Here is a 20,747-nt window from a genome sequence, read left to right on the forward strand (position 1 = left end):
CCCCCTTTCTTCTCAGCAGTACCTCTCTTTCATCTTGCTAATCGCTTCCCAGAGACCGAGGATGTAGGTGGCACCGAGTGCTCTGTCGTAGAGACCGTAGCCAGGCCGTGCTTTTTCTCCCCAGATCAGTCTTCCATGGTCCGGACGGATGTACCCTTCGTAGCCTATATCATGAAACGCCTTCATCACCTCAAATAGATCGTGCGAGCCACAGAAAGATGGATGGGCCGTTTCGTAGAAGCTTTTTTCGCCGGTGAACTTCAGGTTTCTCACGTGTGCAAAGTGAATCCTTCCCATCTTTCCGAAATACCTGATCATCTCAGGGATGTTGTTTTCCGGGTTCGCACCGAGTGAGCCCATGCACAGCGTGATACCGTTGTATGGACTGTCGACTGCTTTGAGGAGTCTTTCAATGTTCTCTTTGTTGGTGATGATCCTTGGAAGGCCGAAGATGCTCCATGGTGGATCGTCCGGGTGTATGGCGAGTTTCACGTCGCATTCTTCACAGACGGGAATGACCCTCTCGAGGAAATAAACGAGGTTTTCAAAAAGCTTTTCTTCATCAACGTTTTTGTAGAGTTCAAACGTTTCTCTCAATTTTTCCAGTCTGTCCCACTCCCATCCAGGAAGGACGAATCCCTCAGATCCTTCCTTCACACGTTCTATCAGTTCGTCTGGAGTGACTCCCTCGATGAGACTGTGGTCGTATTCCATCGTTTCAGAGCCGTCCGGGAGTTTTTTGTGAAGATCCGTTCTCATCCAGTCAAAGACAGGCATGAAGTTGTAGCAAACTACCTTTACACCAGCCTTTGCCAGATTTCTGATCGTTTCCTTGTAGTTCTCTATATACCTGTCTCTTGTTGGAAGTCCCAGTTTTATGTCTTCGTGGACATTCACACTCTCGATAACCTCCAGCTTAAGGCCAGCCCTTTCAACGGTTTCCTTGAGTTTCATGATCTCTTCAAGGGGCCAGACTTCTCCCACAGGGATGTCAAAGAGTGCACCGACCACTCCCTCCACACCCGGGATCTGGCGTATCTGTTCCAGGGTTACTGTGTCGTGTTTTTCTCCGAACCATCTGAAGACAAGTTTCATTCATCTTCCCTCCCGATGACTTCTTCGAGTGTTTTTCTCACCGCGCCAGGTCCTGTGATCATCTTTTTGAACAGTCCTTCCACCTTTTCTCCAAGTCCAACTTCGTACAGGTTCACTCTGAAAAGCTGCTGGCTGGAAAGGATCGGTTTCAGATGATCATTCACAGAGTCGGGATCACCGAACTTTATCTTCGAAACGTAAGATCTGAGGTTTTCGAGCAGAGGGTCTGGGCTCAACTGCATCTCTTTTCCTTCATCGTCGATTCCCATGAGATATCTGCACCATCCCGCTATCACAAGGGGAATGTACTTCAAATTCCTCGGATCCAAATCGGGCCTTTCGTGGTATGCCTTTATGGTTTCGCCGAATCTGATCGGCATCTTCTGAGAGGTGTCCGTCGCTATTCTCTGAGGCGTGTCTGGCAGGTAAGGATTGGGCAGTCGGATGTTTATTACCTCGTTCAGAAACTCCCTCGGGTTGATGATACCGGGATCCACCACGACCTTTATACCTTCTTCTCCCACACCTTCTACGAGTCTTCTCAGAAGAGGATCTTTCATCTCATCTGCTATCTTTTTGTAGCCCAGAAGACATCCAAACACCGCCAGTGCGGTGTGGAGTGGATTGAGACAGGTTGTCACCTTCATTCTTTCTGCCTTTTCAACGGTCTCTCTGTCTGTCAGGAAGACGTTTCTGTCTGCACCTTCGAGTTTTGGCCTGCCGTTCGGGAAGGTGTCCTCTATCACCAGATACTGTGCCCACTCCATGTTCACAAACGGTGCGATGTGTGTCTTTTTAGATGTCACAAAGATCTCCATTCCTTCGATGCCGAGTTCTTCCAGGTGCTTCTTGATGAACTCGGATGGTCCCGGAACGATCTTGTCTATCATACTCCAGGGGAAGGCAACATCTTTTTCCAGATAATCCAGAAACTCTCTCTCCACAAGATCGTTCTTCACCCACTCTTGTGAGATCTTCTTCACAGAACTGTAGAGTTTTTCACCGTTTCTGGAGAAGTTGTCAAGACTGAGAAGTGCGATGGGGAGTCTTCCTGCTTTGAACCTTTCATAGAGCAGCGCAGCGACTTTTCCCATCGATGTCTGGGGTGAGGCTGGTCCGTTTTTCATGTCTTCTATCACCTGGGGAAAGAGGTTTCCGGCCTGATCTTCGATGTTGTATCCCTTTTCGGTGATGGTGAAAGATGCAAGCTGAAGTGAAGGACTCCTGAAGATCTCTTTTGCTCTCTCCCAGTCAGAATGTGCGGGATCTCCTTTGAGGGCTTCCATTACACTCGCTATGATTCTTTTTTCAAAGTTTCCGTCCGGTTTTATGGTGACCGCTATGGAGAGGTTGTCGTAGGGTGTGTAGACCCTGTCAATGACTTCGTAGTCGAAGAGTTCTATCACGTTTATGCCGGTGTCTTCCTTTCCCTCTTCCAGGAGGTTTTGAAGAACGGCGGCAACGAACCCTCTGAAGATGTTCCCCCCACCGAAATGAACCCATTTCGGTCGCTCTTTCGTGTTCTTCTCCACGCTATCAAGGTCGAAGTATGGAGGCCTGACACCTATTCTTTCCCAGGCCTGTTTTTCATTCACCGTTTCTCTACTGAGACGCACATTTTCACCTCCTCATCTTTCTACCCGGCCGGAGGTGGCTCCAGAGGCGAGTTTTTCAATCTCTTCCACACTTAGGACTGCAAAGTCACCGGGTATCGTGTGTTTGAGGCAGGATGCGGCGGCTGCAAACTCTGCCTTCTTCTGTGGCTCAAATCCCATCAGACTTCCGTAGATGAGAGCACCGGCGAAGCTGTCTCCTGCACCGACCCTGTCGACTATGTGTATCTCATACCTTGTTGAGAAGTGTGGCTTTCCGTTTTCGTAAACCATGACAGACCAGTAGTTTACAGTAGCAGAGACGCTCTCTCTCAATGTGATTCCTATCGTTTTGAAGCCATACTTCTTCGAAATCTCCTCGGCAACCTTTGTGTAGGCTTCCCTGTTGAGTTTCCCCGTCTTCAGATCGAGTCCTTCAACGGGTATTCCCAGAACCTTCTCTATGTCCTCTTCGTTTGCTATCAGAACGTCCACGTACTCCATGAACGGGATCATCACCTTCTGGGCTTCCTCTTTCGACCAGAGCCTTGCCCTGTAGTTCAGATCACAGCTCACGGTCACATTTTTCTCCTTGGCAACCTTCAGAGCATCTTCGAGGATGAGAGGGAGCTCCTTTCCAAGGGGAGGGGTGATTCCGGAAAAGTGAAACCATCTGGCACCGTCCAGTATTTTCTCCCAGTCAAAATCCTCTCTTCCAGCTTCTGAAATGGCAGAGTGAGCCCTGTCATAGACGACTTTACTGGGCCTCTGGGAAGCTCCTATTTCTAGAAAGTATATACCAATTCTGTTTCCGCCCCTTGCTATGTAATCCGTTTTCACACCGAACTTTCTCAAGTGACCAATTGCAGCGTCTCCCAGCGGGTTATTTGGAAGTTTCGTTACAAAGTACGCATCAACTCCCATCTGTGCAAGAAAGGCAGCCACGTTCGCTTCAGCACCGCCGTAGGTAACATCGAAGCTTTCCGCCTGAAAGATCCTCCTGTGATTTGGTGGAGAGAGTCTCAGCATGATCTCTCCGAACGTCACTACCTTCATTCTGTGCACCCCCTGATCTTCTCAACAAACGCTCTTGCCTTTTCTTTTACCTCGTCCGGGGTTCCTTTCACAAGGGCGCTTCCAACCCCCACAGCGAGAACTCCCGCCTTGAACCACTCGCACACGTTGTCCAGATTCACTCCTCCCGTCGGGACGAACTTCACATTCGGGAAGGGTCCTTTCATCGCTTTTACAAAGGTGGGGCCCAGCACTTCTCCAGGGAAGAGCTTCAAAATCGTGTGTCCAAGCTTCATGGCCCCTCACGAGTTCGGTTGGTGTCATGACACCTGGCATGTAAAAAACTCCCTTTTCCCTGCAGAATCTGGAGATCTCTTCATCCAGGTGAGGACTGACTATGAACTCTGCTCCGCTTTCTATGGCTTTTTTACACTGTTCTACGCTTGTGACGGTGCCTGCTCCCACAACAGCTCCTTTTTCTTTCAGGAAGGAGATCTCCCTGATGACCTTGTCCGCATCCGGAACCGTGAAGGTGATTTCGATCATGCGGACTCCGCCCTCAAAAACGGCCAGTGCTTTCTCTTTTGCTTCTTCCACGCTACTTGCTCTCATCACGGCCACGATCTGGTGTTTCTTGAAGAGTTCTTCCATCTTCATCCCTCCTGATATTTGATGTTTAATTGATGGTCATAGAAAAAGATACCAGAAAAACTTCACGCTTCAATATCCAAGTTTTTTCGAGATTTTTTCTGCGATTTCCACAAGAAGATTCGCGTACTCCTCTATCTTTTCTTTTGTGAACTTCCGCGCTGCTCCTGAGATGCTCATGGCGGCGATGGGATACTCTCTGTGGTCGAAGATGGGGACACCCACACACATGATGCCTATCTCGTTCTCTTCGTTGTCCACCGCGTATCCTCTCCTTCTGATCTTTTCGAGTTCTCTTTTCAACATCCTGGGATCTGTTATGGTGTTTGGGGTTTTTGGTTTCATCTCAACGAGTTTGAGATACTCTTCGAGTTCTTCACTCGGCAGAAAGGCAAGTATCGCTTTCCCAGAGGCTGTGGAATAAAGATCTATCTTCATTCCCACCCTCGAGACCATAGGAAGACTGTGTTCTCCCTCCACCTTGTCGATGTACACTCCTTCGAAGCCATCTTTCAGGATGAGGTGAACGGTCTCTCCACTTTTCTTCATCACCTCAACCAGGTGATCGTGTGCAATATCCCTCAGATCGATCCTCCTTAAAACAAGAGAACCATACTCCACCAGCTTGTATCCCGGGATGTATCTTTTGTCCCTCTTTCTGAGAACAAGACCTTTTTCTTCAAGAACGACGAGATACTTGTACGCGTTCGAAACGCTCATGCCGAATCTATCCGCCACTTCTGTGACACTCACATCACCGGGATTTTTCACGATGAAATCGAGTATTTCCAGGGCTTTCCTGAGAGTGTTCAACTTTTCGCCTCCCTGGTTTCGTTCACACAGCACAATCAATTATAATAATACCATGAAGATTTTCTTTTTGAGAAAATCATTTTCACAGTGGAGGTGGATCTATGTTCCTTGGAGAGGACTACCTTTTGACGAACAGGGCAGCGGTGAGGCTTTTCAGCGAGGTGAAAGATCTTCCCATCGTGGATCCGCACAACCATCTGGATGCAAAGGACATCGTCGAAAACAAACCCTGGAACGACATCTGGGAGGTTGAGGGTGCAACGGATCACTACGTCTGGGAGCTCATGAGAAGGTGCGGGGTTCCAGAAGAGTACATAACGGGATCCAGAAGCAACAGAGAAAAGTGGCTTGCGCTTGCGAAGGTGTTTCCAAAATTTGTGGGGAATCCAACTTACGAGTGGATTCACCTCGATCTGTGGAGAAGGTTCAACGTAAAGAAGGTGATCTCAGAAGAGACGGCAGAAGAGATCTGGGAAGAAACAAAGAGAATGCTCCCCGAAATGACCCCCCAGAAACTTCTCAAGGATATGAAGGTGGAGATCCTCTGCACAACGGATGATCCCATCTCGACTCTGGAGTATCACAGAAAGGCCAGAGAGACGATAAAGGACGTGACGATACTTCCCACCTGGCGTCCCGACAGGGCGATGAACGTGGAAAAGAGCGACTGGAAAGATTACGTGAAGAAGATCGGTGAAATATACAACGAAGACACCTCCACACTCGAAGGTTTCCTGAGTGCTCTCTGGAAGTCGCACGAACATTTCAAAGAGCACGGATGTGTGGCGAGTGACCACGCCCTTCTGGAACCATCGATACATTTTGTTGGCGAAAAGACCGCCAGAAAAATCCACGAAAAGGTGTTCAGAGGAAAAGAACTCGATCCTGAGGAAATCAGAGACTACAAGGCGTTCATGATGGTTCAGTTCGGGAAGATGAACCAGGAGACCGGCTGGGTGACACAGCTTCACATCGGTGCACTGAGAGATTACAGGGACAGTCTCCTCAAAACGCTCGGGCCGGATTCAGGCGGAGATATCTCAACGAACTTTCTGAAGATCGCAGAAGGACTGAGGTACTTCCTGAACGAGTTCGATGGAAAACTCAAGATCGTCCTCTACGTACTTGATCCCACGCATCTTCCAACGATAGCGACCATCGCCCGTGCCTTTCCGAACGTCTACATAGGGGCTCCCTGGTGGTTCAACGACAGCCCGTTCGGTATGGAGATGCACCTGAAGTACGTTGCCTCGGTTGATCTTCTGTACAACCTGGCGGGAATGGTGACAGATTCGAGAAAACTTCTCTCTTTCGGCTCCAGAACGGAGATGTTCAGGAGGGTTCTTTCGAGTGTTGTCGGTGAGATGGTCGAAAGGGGCCAGATTCCCATCAGGGAAGCGAAGGAACTGGTGAAACACGTCTGTTACGACGGTCCGAAGGCTCTCTTCTTCGGATGAGGAGGGAAAACATGAGAAAGATCCTTAATTACGTTTTCGCCTATCTCTTCCTCGCGGTGACGGGGGCTTTTGGATTCTATGTGATCTTCCTGGAGGGAAGGAGGTTCTTCTTCACAGTTCTTGGGCTCACAAACGCTCGTGTTCAGACCATAAATGCCGTGGACAAATTCGTGGTGATCGTTCTGGGGATTGTCTTTCTGGGGGTTTTCATGTTCAGTGAGGATTATTTCAGAAAGAAGGCGAAAGACGGTGTAAGAGATCTTCTGAGGGCGTTTCTCATGGTCTCCGGGATGCTCATGCTCGTCTGGTCTGGTTTTCAGTCACCGTTCTTCTTCTCCGTTGGCTACAGACTGGGAGCATCGGAAATCATAGGTTACTTCTCAAAGCTCATTACAGGTGGTCTTCTTCTTGTCTCCTCCAGGTATCTGAGAAGTGAGCGTCTCCATACCATATAAAAACCCCCGCAGAGCGGGGGTTTTGTTCACAATCGCACACAACTAGGGGATATCACTTGATGAGCCTGAGATTTCCGAACTTTGAAGGATCTCTCCAGCTGTTGTTCGTTGGATCACTCCAGGAGATGATACCAACCCTCTGACCCTTCTCGTTCGCATCGTTCACCTGCACGTTGAAGCCTATCACCGTGTTCGGACTCGGCTTGATCGTCTTCCACTTGATGGCCGCCTCTACTATGTAGCCTCCTTCGATCAACTTCACCGCCGTCTTGAACCTTGCCGCACTCGCTCCCGTCCCAAACGACTGCTCGTTCATGTAGTTCACCCTGAACTGCGCATCATCGTCTTCGTAGTAACCTGTCTTGTGGTTGTTCTCGTCTATGAAGATCTCCACCGAATCCTGCTCCCAAGGATTGCTGTTGTCTTTGTTCAAAACCGGATCCTTCACTATCGCAAGAACGTACAGATTCTCCTCGTCCCACAGCACCCTCACCTTCGCCGTTGCGTTCTTCTCCAGTGATCCCATCGCAACCGATTTCGTCTCTATCTCCTCCGTCGTGTTCCAGATATCGTCGATCTCTCCATCGATGACCGGTGTTCCGTATTTCGCCGTCGCCACCATCACTCCCTCAAGTTTCAGCGTTCCGTAGTTCATCGTGTTCGTCTTCTGGCTGTTCGTCGTGTCGCTCCAGCTGTACCATTTCCCGTCGTCTATCACCGCTACATCGAACCCTATGTAACTGTCTTTCTTGAACTCCACACCAGGTATCGTGATCGACATCTCAAAACTGTACCTCCTGAATCCAGGCCCAACGAATTTCTTCACCTCTACGTCTTCCCTGTTGACCTCACTCTTCCAGTTCGTCCACAGCACAACGTAGGTGTCATCCGGCTGCAGGTATGGTGTTCTTTCGTTGTTCGGGTTGATGAAGATCGCTACTCCATCTTCCGCTGGCTTCTTCGTCGCGTCCTGAACCTCTCCGTATACGTAGATCGTGCTGTCTTTCCATATCGCCCTGATCGTTGCCTTCACGTTCCCTTCTTCATCGTAGATCTCTATCGGCTTCGACATCATGTAGGAATCGTCCATCATTCCCACCACCACTGCTTCTCCTTCGGAGATCTTGCTCTCTTTTGGAAGGGGTGGAAGTACTTCGGGAGCCACAATCGCCCAGTAAGCGAGTTTTGCCTGATAATCTTTGTCAAAGATCAGTGGCCAGTCGTTTCTTCTTGTTGCCCTCCAGGAGTAGTCGTCTTTGAGACCCCAGAACGTGACGTTCGTGATCACGTTGCTGTACTTCTTGAAGATCTTGAAAAGTTGTGCCATCTTGTGGGCCTGCTCGATGAGAGCTGTCCTTGGTGCTTCTGAGTAGTTGGAAGTGGAATCTCTGTAGACGCTTATATCGAGTTCGGTTATGTGAATTTCTATACCGGGGATAGTGCTGAACTTTTTGATGGCCTCTTCGATCTGCCTGATGTCCGTTGCAAGACTGATGTGACACTGCATGCCTATTCCATCGATGAGTCCTTTCTCCTTGAGACTCTTCACAAGGTTGTAGATGATGTCTCTCTTTTTGGGTTCGAAGGTGTTGTAGTCGTTGTAGAAGAGTTTCGCATTGGGATCTGCTTCCCTTGCAAACTTGAACGCAAGTTCTATGTAGTCAGGCCCCATGATCTGATACCACGTCGATCTTCTCAGTCCATCCGGCTGGTTTGGATCGACCGCTTCGTTCACAACGTCCCATGCGTAGACCTTCCCCTTGAAGTGTCCAACAACGGTGTGTATGTATTCTCTGAGCCTTTCTGTCATCTCTTCTTTGCTCAGAAGGTTTCCATTTTCGTCTTTGAAGAACCACTCGGGTGTCTGATTGTGCCATACCAGTGTGTGGCCCCTCACAACCATGCCGTTTTGCTGTGCGAATTCGATGTACTTGTCGGCTGTCTCAAACCTGAATTTGAGTTTGCCGTTTTCGATACCTGCAAGCAAACTGTCTGGTTTCATTTCGTTCTCGGCGGTGATGCTGTTGAAGTGTTTGGAGATGAGCGCTATGTCCTTCTGGTTGATGAAGACCTTGGACGGAAGTGCAACACCCACTCTGAAGTAATCCTTGAGAACGTCCTTGAGAGCGGGTATCTCTTCTTCCGGATTCATCTCGAGCTTTATCTCGGCAGAAGTGGTGTCCACTACTTTCACATCGTCCACGTAGAACTCAAGGGTCGGATTCTGAGACTCAAAGTAGAGCGTGAGGTCTTCCACGGTCACACCGGCAGGGATTGTGTACGTTCCAGACAGTTGAACCCACTGTCCTGAAGGAACAGTTGCCGCTTTGATCCACTCATATTTTGTGCTTGAATCGGACGAGTACTTTCTCTGCATCGTCATGATGATCGTCTGATCCTGACCGGATTCCTGATAGACCCATGCTTCGAAGGCGTAAGTCTTTCCGGTTTTCAGGATTCCCTTCAAACTGATTTGAGCTCCGTGCCAGCCTTTTTGTCTGTTGGAAACGAAGAGTGATTTCTTTCCAGAGTGTGCCACTTTTGGAGAAATGGAAATCTTCACGTCACTGCCTCTTGGCTGCCAGTCTCCAATGCCCTTTTCAAAGGAGGTTTCGTAAACAACCTTCGGGCCTGCTTCCTTTGGCGTGAGGACCTGGACGTTGTCCACGTAGAAGACGAAATCTGTCTTCTTGGGTGAGGTGATGATCAGAGAGAACTTCGCTGGAGTACCTTCGAAGGTTGGCGAGAATGGAACAAGGATCTCCTTCCAGTAATTCGGTACCACGACCTTGTCGGCCAGTATCTTGTACCTTTCACCCTTTTCGTCTTCCGTTCTTGCAAGAACGCTGAAAAGTTGCGGAGAATCGGAAGTCTGATAGACATGGAAGGAAAGCAGATAATCGGTTCCTGTGTTGACCTTTCCGGTCAAATCGATCTCTACTCCATCCCATACGGAAGTTCTGTTTTCCACTTTCAGTGAGTATTCTCCATCTGCTGCAACATCCTGTGAAGCGGTGACAACCACGTCTTTTCCAAAGGGGGAAGCACCGTCTGTGTTCCCTTCAAAACTCAGGACAAGAACTGTTTCAAAAGGAGAGACTCCCTTACCGCCGAATCCCAGAGCTCCTGTGGCTGCAAGGACCACTCCGAGAAAACCTGCAAGGATACCTACCAGCACTGCGGTTGAAGCATTCAAAAATCCCCGTCTTTTCTTTCGCATGAACCCACACACCTCCTTCTTAATTGTTAAGTTATTTCTTACGGAGAAAAAATAACGTTCTCCGATGAAGAATTATACCATAATTGTGAAAAAGGCTTTCAAATTAGAAAAGCGATGATATTTTCAAATAATTGGTATTTTTCGCTGATAATCATAGATAATCGATGATAATCGCACTTGAAATTTTTGGACGACATGATATAGAATTTATTCAGAAAAAAATCTATTACAGAAAACTTGCCAGAAAGCACATCCCATTTATGGGATCGTGATGAATGGCAAGAAGTGTTAATATAGCACCAGAGGTGCAGAACATGGCAAAACATATGAAAACATACAAATTCCCTGCACCACCTGAGTACTACCAAAAATGTAAAGAACTATCAAAACTTGCTGGACGAGTATACAGCAAGACAGTTTCTCTTGTCAGAAAAATCCACAGGAAAAAAGGCTTCTGGCTTTCTATGAACACAGTACAAAAGTACATCCTTCGATGGGCACAAAACATTCCCCTTCACTCTCAGACCAAACAGGCCCTGGTGGAAAGATACTTCAAAGCCCTCAAGAGTTACTTCAAGGCAAGTAAAACAAACCAAGGGCTCAGACCACCCTTTAGAACACCAAAGTACACAAACGTTGTCTGGAAAAACCAGGCAGTAAAACTTCTTGAAGATGGAACTTTGAGACTTTCGATGGCAAACGGCAGTAACCCTCTGTACATTCCAACAACCCTTCCAAAGGAAGTGGACATAAGACGTGTCGAACTTGTCTACGACAAAAGACAAGACAAATATTTCTTCCATGTGACAGTCTCATTCGAAAGCCAGACGAACATCTCTGGTAGTAAGATAGTTGGTGTCGACCTTGGAGTTGTTCATCCAATAACTGCCTCAACAGAAGACAGAGCAGTTCTCTACAACGGAGGAGTATTGAATTCAAAACTTCAATATCGAAACAAAAAACTTGCTGATCTTCAAAAGAAACTGTCCAGGAAAAAGGTTGGTTCAAGACGATACAGAAAACTTGTGAGGGCAAAAAGAAGGCTTCTTGGAAAGATTCAAAACCAGATCAAAGACATCCTCCACAAGTACACAACGCACTTTGCTGGATGGTGTCTGTCACTTGGAGTAGGCACCATCGTAATCGGAGACCTTCGAGGTATACGAGACAGGGTTGATTACAGTACCAAAGTGAATCAAAAGATCCATCAATGGCTGTTCAGAAAGATTTCTGATCTCATCAAGACCAAAGCAGAAGCACTCGGTATCGAAGTGGTCTTTGTTGACGAGTCCTACACATCACAGACGTGTCCTGTCTGTGGCAAAAGACACAAAACATCGACGAGGAACTTCAGGTGCACAGATTGTGGTTTTGAATGGCACAGGGATGCGGTAGGGGCATTGAACATCAGGAAAAAGTATACAGGCGAGGGCCTGGTAGTAGGGGCATTGGCGTCCCCCGTTGGTGTGAGGTACAACTCACACCTTCGTTGCCCGGTGGCCATGTGGTCACCGTGGAAGCCCACCTTCGAGTGGGTAAAAACCTCCTGACCCCTTCAGGGGATTGGGAGGACGTCAAAAGAAAGAAAGGATGATGTTTGCGCCTGTAATTTTTCAGTCCTGATCTTCCCCTGAGGAGGTGTACTGGGTGCTTACCTACATAGTCAAGCGAGTTCTCTACGCCATTCCGCTACTGTTCATCATCTCAATCGTTTCGTTCATCATCATCGAACTTCCTCCAGGAGACTATCTCACCACCTACGTCATGACACTCAGGCAAAGTGGAGAAACGATCGACCAGGCGGCTCTGGAAGTTCTGAAGAAAAGGTATGGTCTGGACAAACCGGTGATAGTTCGTTACTTTTACTGGATCGGTGGTATCCTGAGAGGAGATTTCGGCTATTCCTTCATGTGGGAAAAACCCGTCAGCGAACTTCTGAATCAGAGGGTCTGGTGGACAATACTGATCTCCATCCTCTCAACCGCCTTCGCCTGGGTCTTTGGATTTCTCATAGGTGTCTACTCTGGAACACATCAGTACTCCATGGGTGATTACATCTTCACGGTGTTGGGTTACATAGGGCTTGCCACACCGAACTTCCTGCTCGCTTTGATCCTCCTGTGGGTGGTGTTCGTGACAACAGGTGTGAGCCTGGGAGGTTTGTTCTCTGCTGAGTTCGCACATGCTCCCTGGTCCTGGGCAAAGTTCGTTGATCTTTTGAAGCACATATGGATCCCTGTTGTTGTCATAGGTACAGGAAGTATGGCGGGTCTCATAAGGGTTCTGAGGGCAAATCTTTTAGATGAGATAAACAAGCCCTATGTGGTTGCTGCGAGGGCCAGGGGTGTTCCTGAGAGGGAACTCGTCTGGAAGTATCCTCTGAGGGTGGCGGTTATTCCATTTGCTTCCACCGCAGGTTGGGCGCTTCCACAGATAGTCTCGGGAGCGGTGGTGACCGGTATTGTGCTGAACCTTCCCACTGTGGGGACGCTCCTTCTCGATGCGCTCACGTCCCAGGACATGTACCTTGCCGGTAGTCTCGTTCTGATTTTGAGTGTGTTCACGATCATAGGTACTCTCATATCCGACATCCTGCTTGCCTGGCTCGATCCCAGAATAAGATTCGAATGAGGTGATAGGTGTGTGGAAGAAGCGGAAGAACAAGGAAAAGGTGGAGGAGTTGTATCTTGCGTCCGAGTGGAAGTTGATGTGGTGGAGGTTCAAGAAAAATAAACTCGCGATCATTGGTCTGATCATCTTAGGGATTCTCTACGTGCTGGGAATTTTCTGTGAGTTCTTCTCCCCATACGACCCGAACAGAATCTTCGCAAGATACGTGTACGCTCCTCCTCAGAGGATACACTTTTTCCACGAGGGAAAATTCATAGGCCCGTTCGTTTATGGTTACAAGATGGAAAGAGATCCGGAGACTTTCAGAAGGATCTACAAAGAAGACAGAACGAAGATATATAGAATTAAATTCTTCGTCCATGGTGACAAGTACAAACTCTGGAACGTCTGGGAGTCAAATATTCATTTCTTCGGAGTGGAAGATGGTGTGGTCTTTCTCTTTGGAACGGACAGACTCGGAAGGGATGTTTTCTCCAGAATCCTGTACGGTGCGAGAATCTCCACCACGATCGGGCTGGTCGGGGTGTTCATCAGCATGGTTCTGGGGATCGTCATAGGGGGCATCTCCGGATACTACGGAGGCAAGGTTGACAACTTCATACAGAGGGTAATAGAGTTCATCATCAGTATTCCGACCATTCCTCTCTGGATGGCGCTCGCTGCTGCTCTTCCAAGGTACTGGTCTCAGATAAAGGTTTACTTCGCTATCACGGTGATTCTCTCGCTGATAGGCTGGACTGGACTTGCAAGGGTTGTGAGGAGTAAGTTTCTCTCTCTCAAAGAAGAGGATTTCGTTGTTGCGGCAAGACTCGCTGGAGCCTCCGAATGGAGAATCATATTCAAACACATGCTGCCATCTCTGACCAGTCATCTCATAGCATCTGCCACGCTCGCTGTTCCTGGAATGATACTGGGTGAGACGGGGCTCAGTTTCCTTGGTCTGGGGTTGAGGCCACCTGCTATTAGCTGGGGAGTTCTCCTTCAGGAAGCTCAGAACATCAGGACCGTTGCACTCTACCCGTGGCTTTTGATACCCGGTCTGTTTGTGATCGTCACCGTTTTGTGCTTCAACTTCGTCGGAGACGGGCTGAGGGACGCCGCCGATCCATACAAGACGTGAAGGGAGGAGAGTCATGGAAAAGGTTCTTGAAATAAGAAACCTGAGGGTCTACTTCTACTTGACAGAAGGAACGGTGAAGGCCGTCGATGGTGTATCGCTCGATATTCGGAGAGGAGAGATCCTGGGGTTGGTTGGAGAGAGTGGTTGTGGAAAGAGTGTCACCGCTCAGTCCATTCTGAGGATTCTTCCGGAGAGCGCTCGAATAGTATCCGGTGAAATCGTGTTCTCCAGGAATGGAAAAGCGATAGATCTGGCAAAACTGGATCCTGAGGGTGAAGAAATAAGAGACATTAGGGGAAAGAATATATCCATGATCTTTCAGGAACCAATGGCGTCCTTTTCACCGGTTTACACGGTCGGTGCTCAGATGATGGAAGCAATCCTGCTGCACGAAAACGTTTCAAAGGAAGAGGCCCGACGACGGGTTGTTGAGATGCTCAAAAAGGTGAAGATTCCAAACGCTGAAAAGGTGGTGGACATGTATCCCTTTGAACTCTCCGGTGGAATGCTCCAGCGCTGTATGATAGCGATGGCCATGTCTTTGAATCCTACTTTGCTTCTAGCTGACGAACCCACAACCGCTTTGGACGTGACCATACAGGCTCAGATACTGTATCTCATGAAAGAACTGCAGAAAGAATACAAATCCTCCATCCTTCTGATCACCCACGACATGGGTGTTGTGGCTCAGATGGCGGACAGAGTAGCTGTGATGTACCTTGGAAACATCGTGGAGACAGCTGAAGTCTTCGAACTCTTCAAAAATCCGCTCCATCCCTACACTCAGGCTCTGCTGAGATCCATTCCGAAGATCGGAGTGAGAAAGACCAGGCTCGAAACCATAAGAGGTATGGTGCCAGATCCGTATAATCTTCCAACTGGTTGTAAGTTCCACAACAGATGTGAAAGGTTCATGAAGGGTCTGTGTGATGTGAAAGAACCTCCTGAGGTAGAAGTAATGCCTGGACACAAAGTCAAGTGTTTCCTTTATGGAGGGGAAAAAGAATGAAACTACTCGAAGTGAAAGGACTGAAGAAATACTTTCCGTTGACAAAGGGGTTTTTCAAGAAGGTCGTGGGATACGTCAAAGCGGTCGATGATATCAGTTTCGATATAAAAGAGGGTGAGACCCTGGCACTCGTTGGTGAGAGTGGATGTGGAAAAACAACTACCGCCAAAAGCATACTCAGGGCGATAGATCCCACGGATGGAGATGTCATCCTCCACGTGGATGGAAAATCTGTGAACCTTGCAAAACTTCACAAGGATGAGCTGAAGCCCTACAGAAGGTACATGCAGATGATTTTCCAGAACCCGTACACTTCACTGAATCCCAGGATGAAGGTCAAAGAGATCATCGGAGAGCCACTTCTGGTGAACGGGATCGCGAAGGGAAAAGAACTGGAAGATCGGGTAGCGGAACTTCTGAAGGCAGTTGGTTTGAGACCAGAGTACATGATAAGGTACCCACACGCCTTCTCTGGTGGACAGAGACAGAGAATCGTCATAGCAAGAGCCATCGCACTGAGACCGAAACTGGTCGTCTGTGACGAGCCGACCTCTGCTCTGGACGTCTCTATCAGAGCGCAGATACTGAACCTTCTGATGGATCTTCAGGAGCAGTTCAGTCTCACCTATCTTTTCATTACACACGACCTGAGTGTGGTGGAACACATTTCCGACAGGGTGGCCGTGATGTACCTGGGAAAGATCGTGGAACTCTCGAGTACAGAAGAGGTCTTCGAAAATCCCAAACATCCTTACACGGAAACCCTTCTGAGATCTGTGCCAAAGCCCGATCCAGATTTCAGGGAAGAACTCGTACCGATAGAAGGAGAAGTACCTAATCCAGCAAATCCACCATCCGGCTGCTACTTCCATCCAAGGTGTCCTTACGCTAAGAGCATCTGCAAAGAAGAATACCCGGAGTTCAGAAATCTTGGAACCGAGGAAACCCCGCATTACGTGGCGTGTCATTTTGCCGAGAGTCTGAAATTGAGAGGTGTGAAAATCACTCTGTGAGGGGGTGCTAGCTGTGAGAAGGTTTTCTGTCTTGTTGTCGCTTGTGTTCCTTGTTGTCTTCGCTCTTGCTGCCAACGACACCTGGGTTTTCTACGCAACACCGGAGGACTACTACAAGGCCACGGGAAAGAGGATCACGGAGTATCACGAAGCACCCATGTTGGCAAAACTCGTTGAGGAAGGGAAGCTCCCACCCGTTGAGCAGAGACTCCCGGAGGAACCGCTCGTGGTTCAGCCAGTGGAAAAGATCGGACAGTACGGCGGAACATGGAGAAGAGTCTGGAAAGGGCCGTCCGACAGGTGGGGTATCTCGAAACTCATCGAGGTGAAACTCGCATTCTGGGACAAAGAAGGAGGAAAACTCGTACCGGGTCTTGCGAAAAGCTGGGAGGTTCTTGAAAACGGAAGAGTCTACATCTTCCACCTGAGAAAAGGTGTGAAGTGGTCAGATGGTCAACCCTACACAGCCCACGATATCGTGTTCTGGGTAGAGGACATAATAGGAAACGACGATATCACACCTTCAAAGCCCGACTGGTACAACGTGGGTGTGAAGGTTGAAGCCCTCGACGACTACACGGTGAAGTTCGAGTTCAGCAAACCTTATGGACTCTTCCTTCTGAAGGTTCCGTACGGTGGCTTCACCGGAGCTCCCGCACACTACCTGAAACAGTTCCATCCGAAGTACACACCGATGGAAGAGATAGAAAAGAAGATGGTACCCGGTGTGCACAACACATGGGTAGATCTCTTCGACGACAAGAACGATTTCCTTGAAAACCTCGAACTTCCAACACTTTCACCGTGGAAACCGATCACCGATCCAACGAGCCAGTTCTACGTTCTCGAGAGAAATCCGTACTTCTGGGCAGTTGACACCGAAGGAAACCAGCTTCCGTACATAGACTACGTGAGGCACGAGTACGTCAAAAACGACGAGGTTATACTCCTGAAGGCAATCTCCGGTGAAATCGACATGCAGTGGAGGCACATCGGAGGACTTGCAGGTGGTGCAGGAAACTTCACACTGCTCATGGAAAATGCTCAGAGTGGAGGCTACAGAGTGCTGAAATGGATCGCTGCAAACGGTTCAGTAAGCAGAATCTCTCTGAACTACGCACACTCCGATGAGGTTCTGAGGAAAGTCTTCAACGATGTGAGATTCAGGCAGGCCCTATCGCTTGCCATCAACAGAGAAGAGATCAACGAGATACTCTTCAACGGTCTTGCAGAACCAAGACAGGCCGCTCTTGTGAGTGGATCTCCATACTTCGATCCTGAGTGGGAAAAGGCTTATGCCGAGTACGATCCAGACAGGGCGAACAAACTGCTTGATGAAATGGGACTGAAGTGGGACGACAAGCACGAATACAGACTCCTTCCAGATGGAAGACCTCTGAGATTCACTGTGACAGTGTGTAGACAAATCGATGTTGACGTCTGGACAATGGTGAAGGAGTACTGGAAGCAGATAGGAGTCTGGATAGAAATTGAAAACGTCGAGAGGTCCCTATTCTATGAAAGAGCGGATGCTGGTGACTTCGATGCGATGGTCTGGAACATGGACAGGGCAGCCCAGCCGCTGTCCTCACCGATGGTCATCTTCCCGGGTTCTGAAAACATCGCAGACTTCTGGTACATCGGATGGAGCGGATGGATCTCCTACTACATCGAAAAGAACATAAGAGGAGAAGAGCCCGAAGAGATCCCCGAGGGACCCGAACCACCCGAGATCGTCTACAAACTCGTCGATCTATACTACCAGATAGCCGCTACACCCGATCCTGATAAGATCAAAGAACTCATGAAAGAGGCAACGAGGATCCACAGAGAGAACCTCTGGATGATAGGAACTGTCGGAGAAAATCTCTCACCTGCCATTGTGAAGAACAACTTCAGAAACGTACCGGAGTTCCTTGTCACAGACGACGTGCTGAGAACACCACTGAACGCCATGCCGATGCAGTTCTTCATCGAGCAGAAATAAGACCAGCCCCCGGCACCCGCCGGGGGTTTTCAAAACTTCCAGGGAGGGAAAGAACGTGAATTACACGATGTGCTGGCTGGAGTACAGAAAACTTCCAGAGAACACCATTTCGAATTTGAAGGACTGGTTTTCGAGTGTTTCCATCCTGGAGTCCGACGCTTCTGCCCTGAAAAACGAGATCAGAGAATTCTCTGAAAAATCACTCGACATCACTCCAAGGTTTCACTCCAGACCTCTGAAAAAGAAAAAGTACATCATGATAGGATCTTTGGACTCTCTACCCTTCGGGATCGAAGAAGATCCCGGCGAAGAAGGGTTCATTTTGAGAACACAGAACTGGAACGGATCGAAGATTCTTGTTGTGACCGGAAAGACGAAGAGATCTCTCGTGTACGCTGTTTTCGATCTGATAAGAAGGATAAGACTCGGTGAGGATATAGAGAAAATGAATGTTCTGGAAAAGCCAAAGGCAAAGTTTCGTATGCTGAATCACTGGGACAATCTCGATGGATCGGTTGAAAGAGGATATGCGGGCAACTCCATCTTCTTCAAAGACAACAGGATCATCGTAAATCAGAGAACAAGGGATTACGCGAGGCTTCTTGCATCGATCGGCATAAACGGCGTGGTCATAAACAACGTGAACGTCAAGAAACAGGAAGTTTTGCTGATAGAGCCCGTTTACTTAAAGAAGTTGAAAAGACTGGCAGACCTTTTCAGAGAGTATGGGATCAGGCTGTACCTGAGTATAAATTTTGCTTCTCCCATGTACCTGGGAGGACTGGACACGGCCGATCCTCTCGATGAACGTGTGGCTCGCTGGTGGAGAGAAAAGGCAAGAGAAATATACGACTATATCCCGGATTTCGGAGGGTTCCTCGTGAAGGCCGATTCTGAGTTCAATCCTGGCCCACACATGTTTGGAAGAGATCACGCAGAGGGAGCGAACATGCTTGCAAGAGCACTTGCTCCGTTCGGAGGTGTTGTGATATGGAGGGCGTTCGTCTACAACTGTCTTCAGGACTGGAGAGATTACAAAACAGACAGGGCCAGGGCGGCTTACGACAATTTCAAACCTCTCGATGGTAAGTTCGACGACAACGTGATCGTTCAGATAAAGTACGGGCCGATGGACTTTCAGGTGAGAGAGCCCGTCAACCCTCTTTTTGGTGGTCTGGAAAAGACGAATCAGATTCTGGAGCTTCAGATCACTCAGGAGTACACGGGTCAGCAGATCCATCTGTGTTTTCTTGGTACCCTCTGGAAGGAAATACTGGAGTTCGATACGTTCGCAAAGGGGAAGGGTTCCTATGTGAAAAGGATCGTGGATGGAACCCTCTTTGGTCGAGAGAACAACGGTTTTGCCGGTGTTTCCAACGTCGGAGACAGTGTGAACTGGACGGGTCACGATCTGGCACAGGCCAATCTCTACGCCTTTGGAAAACTCGCGTGGAACCCAGACGAAGACATAGAAAAGATCGTTGAAGACTGGATAAGGCTCACCTTTGGAGACGACAGGAAAGTTCTGGAAAACGTCTCTTACATGCTTTTGAAATCACACAGAACTTACGAGAAGTACACCACTCCCTTTGGGCTTGGCTGGATGGTGAATCCGGGGCACCACTATGGACCAAATCCGGAAGGTTACGAATACTCGAAGTGGGGTACCTATCACAGGGCGAATTGGGAGGCGATCGGTGTCGACAGAACTTCCAGGGGAACTGGTTACACCCTCCAGTACCACTCTCCCTGGAGGGAAATATTCGACGACATCAACACATGCCCCGAGGATCTTCTTCTCTTCTTCCACAGGGTGAGGTACGACCACCGGTTGAAATCGGGAAAGACGTTGATTCAGGCGATGTACGATCTCCACTTCGAAGGTGTGGAAGAAGTGGAGAAGTTCATAAGAAAGTGGGAAGAATTAAAAGATAGGGTCCCGTACGATGTTTTTGAAAGGGTACGAGAGCGTCTACACACACAACTTGAACACGCAAAAGAGTGGCGCGATGTGATCAACACGTACTTCTACAGAAGAACTGGTATTCCCGATGAGAAGGGAAGAAAGATATACCCGTGATCAGATCGCTCCGCCTTCTTGGTTGTGTACAACTTCCAATTTGAGATTGTCTATGTAAAAATCAAGTGTTGCGGGCTCGCTGGCTTTGATGCCAAGAAGGTAGCTCTGAAGCTGAAGACTATTAAGATTGGGGACGGTCGTGGACCCTTCCACGGTCGTCCATGTGTTTTTGCTCAGCAGCTCCGTTGCTATTGGTGTGAGAGAGGTGCTACCAGAAGTTTCCTCGTAGATGTTCATGGTGATGGTTGCCTGGTCTTCTTTGATCTGAAGAACATCGATGGAGAAATGTACAGTATCACCTCCAAAGGCTTTTTCACCCAGTAACTCTTTGAGATCGAACCACACGCTGATGAAACCAGTGACGTCTGTTGAGGCGGGAGAGACATAAAGGACCGTTCCGTGGATGTCTGCTTCAGGGAGATTTTCTTCTTCTGCGGAGATGGTGCTGATTGTTGATTCCGGTGATTGATTTTCCACCACACTATCCAGCAGCTCCTCTTCCTGAACTGGGCTGAAGTCAGGTGGTGTTTGAAAAACAGAGGTTAGCATACAACCCGTTAACAAAATCCCGAATAAAAAAATGGAAATCAAAGTTGTTTTCATGATGATCCCC

The 20,747-nt window shown here is 48.6% G+C and carries 16 protein-coding genes and 1 pseudogene; 9 read left to right on the top strand and 8 right to left on the bottom strand.

The genetic code is table 11. The features are described from left to right. Positions 1 to 12: 12 nt before the first annotated feature. The 6 genes and pseudogenes from uxuA to CTN_RS03145 form a co-directional block, all read right to left on the bottom strand. Positions 13 to 1,095: a mannonate dehydratase gene (gene uxuA, locus CTN_RS03125; RefSeq protein ID WP_015919119.1), complete on the bottom strand. Its 1,083-nt coding sequence runs from the start codon at positions 1,093 to 1,095 to the stop codon at positions 13 to 15. Further along, positions 1,092 to 2,711 (bottom strand): D-mannonate dehydrogenase UxuB, encoded by a 1,620-nt coding sequence (uxuB, locus tag CTN_RS03130; protein WP_015919120.1) that lies wholly within the window; start codon positions 2,709 to 2,711, stop codon positions 1,092 to 1,094. Before uxuB ends, uxuA begins: the two co-directional genes overlap by 4 nt. Before the next feature lie 12 nt (positions 2,712 to 2,723). Continuing rightward, a complete protein-coding gene (locus CTN_RS03135) occupies positions 2,724 to 3,743 on the bottom strand; it encodes a sugar kinase (protein ID WP_038066847.1) in 1,020 nt (339 codons plus the stop codon). Continuing rightward, on the bottom strand, positions 3,740 to 3,997 hold the full coding sequence (locus CTN_RS10055) for a bifunctional 4-hydroxy-2-oxoglutarate aldolase/2-dehydro-3-deoxy-phosphogluconate aldolase (protein ID WP_015919123.1): 258 nt from the start codon (positions 3,995 to 3,997) through the stop codon (positions 3,740 to 3,742). Before CTN_RS10055 ends, CTN_RS03135 begins: the two co-directional genes overlap by 4 nt. A 16-nt stretch (positions 3,998 to 4,013) precedes the next feature. Then, a pseudogene (locus CTN_RS10060) lies at positions 4,014 to 4,358 on the bottom strand (2-dehydro-3-deoxyphosphogluconate aldolase); the annotation flags it as partial. Between the two features lie 63 nt (positions 4,359 to 4,421). Then, positions 4,422 to 5,162 (bottom strand): IclR family transcriptional regulator, encoded by a 741-nt coding sequence (locus tag CTN_RS03145; protein ID WP_038066853.1) that lies wholly within the window; start codon positions 5,160 to 5,162, stop codon positions 4,422 to 4,424. 101 nt (positions 5,163 to 5,263) lie between these two features. On the opposite strand from CTN_RS03145, the gene uxaC reads away from it, so the two are divergent. Continuing rightward, positions 5,264 to 6,619 (top strand): glucuronate isomerase, encoded by a 1,356-nt coding sequence (gene uxaC, locus CTN_RS03150; RefSeq protein WP_015919125.1) that lies wholly within the window; start codon positions 5,264 to 5,266, stop codon positions 6,617 to 6,619. 11 nt (positions 6,620 to 6,630) lie between these two features. Further along, the gene (locus CTN_RS03155) at positions 6,631 to 7,074 is read left to right on the top strand and encodes a hypothetical protein (RefSeq protein ID WP_038066855.1); all 444 of its coding nucleotides are present in this window, start codon (positions 6,631 to 6,633) and stop codon (positions 7,072 to 7,074) included. 52 nt (positions 7,075 to 7,126) lie between these two features. Here the strand turns inward: CTN_RS03155 and CTN_RS03160 are convergent, their stop codons facing one another. Then, positions 7,127 to 10,294: an endo-1,4-beta-xylanase gene (locus tag CTN_RS03160; RefSeq protein WP_041437546.1), complete on the bottom strand. Its 3,168-nt coding sequence runs from the start codon at positions 10,292 to 10,294 to the stop codon at positions 7,127 to 7,129. Positions 10,295 to 10,569: 275 nt separating this feature from the next. Between CTN_RS03160 and CTN_RS03165 the strand changes: the two genes are divergently transcribed. The 7 genes from CTN_RS03165 to aguA all read left to right on the top strand — a co-directional run bounded on the left by CTN_RS03165 (position 10,570) and on the right by aguA (position 20,134). After that, the gene (locus tag CTN_RS03165) at positions 10,570 to 11,844 is read left to right on the top strand and encodes an RNA-guided endonuclease InsQ/TnpB family protein (RefSeq protein WP_015919128.1); all 1,275 of its coding nucleotides are present in this window, start codon (positions 10,570 to 10,572) and stop codon (positions 11,842 to 11,844) included. Between the two features lie 97 nt (positions 11,845 to 11,941). Further along, on the top strand, positions 11,942 to 12,925 hold the full coding sequence (locus tag CTN_RS03170) for an ABC transporter permease (RefSeq protein ID WP_038066901.1): 984 nt from the start codon (positions 11,942 to 11,944) through the stop codon (positions 12,923 to 12,925). Position 12,926: 1 nt separating this feature from the next. Then, positions 12,927 to 14,045 carry an ABC transporter permease gene (locus CTN_RS03175; RefSeq protein WP_015919130.1) on the top strand — a complete coding sequence of 373 codons (1,119 nt, stop codon included), beginning with the start codon at positions 12,927 to 12,929 and terminating at the stop codon, positions 14,043 to 14,045. A gap of 13 nt (positions 14,046 to 14,058) precedes the next feature. After that, positions 14,059 to 15,054 carry an ABC transporter ATP-binding protein gene (locus CTN_RS03180; RefSeq protein ID WP_015919131.1) on the top strand — a complete coding sequence of 332 codons (996 nt, stop codon included), beginning with the start codon at positions 14,059 to 14,061 and terminating at the stop codon, positions 15,052 to 15,054. Beyond that, the gene (locus CTN_RS03185) at positions 15,051 to 16,067 is read left to right on the top strand and encodes an ABC transporter ATP-binding protein (RefSeq protein ID WP_015919132.1); all 1,017 of its coding nucleotides are present in this window, start codon (positions 15,051 to 15,053) and stop codon (positions 16,065 to 16,067) included. Before CTN_RS03180 ends, CTN_RS03185 begins: the two co-directional genes overlap by 4 nt. Positions 16,068 to 16,080: 13 nt before the next feature. Next, a complete protein-coding gene (locus CTN_RS03190) occupies positions 16,081 to 18,054 on the top strand; it encodes an ABC transporter substrate-binding protein (RefSeq protein ID WP_041437552.1) in 1,974 nt (657 codons plus the stop codon). Between the two features lie 55 nt (positions 18,055 to 18,109). Then, positions 18,110 to 20,134: a xylan alpha-(1->2)-glucuronosidase gene (aguA, locus tag CTN_RS03195; protein ID WP_015919134.1), complete on the top strand. Its 2,025-nt coding sequence runs from the start codon at positions 18,110 to 18,112 to the stop codon at positions 20,132 to 20,134. Here aguA and CTN_RS03200 read toward each other — a convergent pair whose 3' ends face one another. After that, positions 20,135 to 20,737 (bottom strand): hypothetical protein, encoded by a 603-nt coding sequence (locus CTN_RS03200; protein ID WP_015919135.1) that lies wholly within the window; start codon positions 20,735 to 20,737, stop codon positions 20,135 to 20,137. Positions 20,738 to 20,747 lie beyond the last annotated feature (10 nt).

The sequence above is a fragment of the Thermotoga neapolitana DSM 4359 genome (genome assembly GCF_000018945.1).
GTDB classification, from domain to species: Bacteria; Thermotogota; Thermotogae; order Thermotogales; family Thermotogaceae; genus Thermotoga; species Thermotoga neapolitana.

Coding starts and splice junctions, on each gene's coding strand:
- uxuA (WP_015919119.1), bottom strand. CDS start 1,095: ATGAAACTTGTCTTCAGATGGTTCGGAGAAAAACACGACACAGTAACC.
- CTN_RS03135 (WP_038066847.1), bottom strand. CDS start 3,743: ATGAAGGTAGTGACGTTCGGAGAGATCATGCTGAGACTCTCTCCACCA.
- CTN_RS10055 (WP_015919123.1), bottom strand. CDS start 3,997: ATGAAGCTTGGACACACGATTTTGAAGCTCTTCCCTGGAGAAGTGCTG.
- uxaC (WP_015919125.1), top strand. CDS start 5,264: ATGTTCCTTGGAGAGGACTACCTTTTGACGAACAGGGCAGCGGTGAGG.
- CTN_RS03155 (WP_038066855.1), top strand. CDS start 6,631: ATGAGAAAGATCCTTAATTACGTTTTCGCCTATCTCTTCCTCGCGGTG.
- CTN_RS03160 (WP_041437546.1), bottom strand. CDS start 10,294: ATGCGAAAGAAAAGACGGGGATTTTTGAATGCTTCAACCGCAGTGCTG.
- CTN_RS03165 (WP_015919128.1), top strand. CDS start 10,570: ATGGCAAGAAGTGTTAATATAGCACCAGAGGTGCAGAACATGGCAAAA.
- CTN_RS03180 (WP_015919131.1), top strand. CDS start 14,059: ATGGAAAAGGTTCTTGAAATAAGAAACCTGAGGGTCTACTTCTACTTG.
- CTN_RS03185 (WP_015919132.1), top strand. CDS start 15,051: ATGAAACTACTCGAAGTGAAAGGACTGAAGAAATACTTTCCGTTGACA.
- CTN_RS03200 (WP_015919135.1), bottom strand. CDS start 20,737: ATGAAAACAACTTTGATTTCCATTTTTTTATTCGGGATTTTGTTAACG.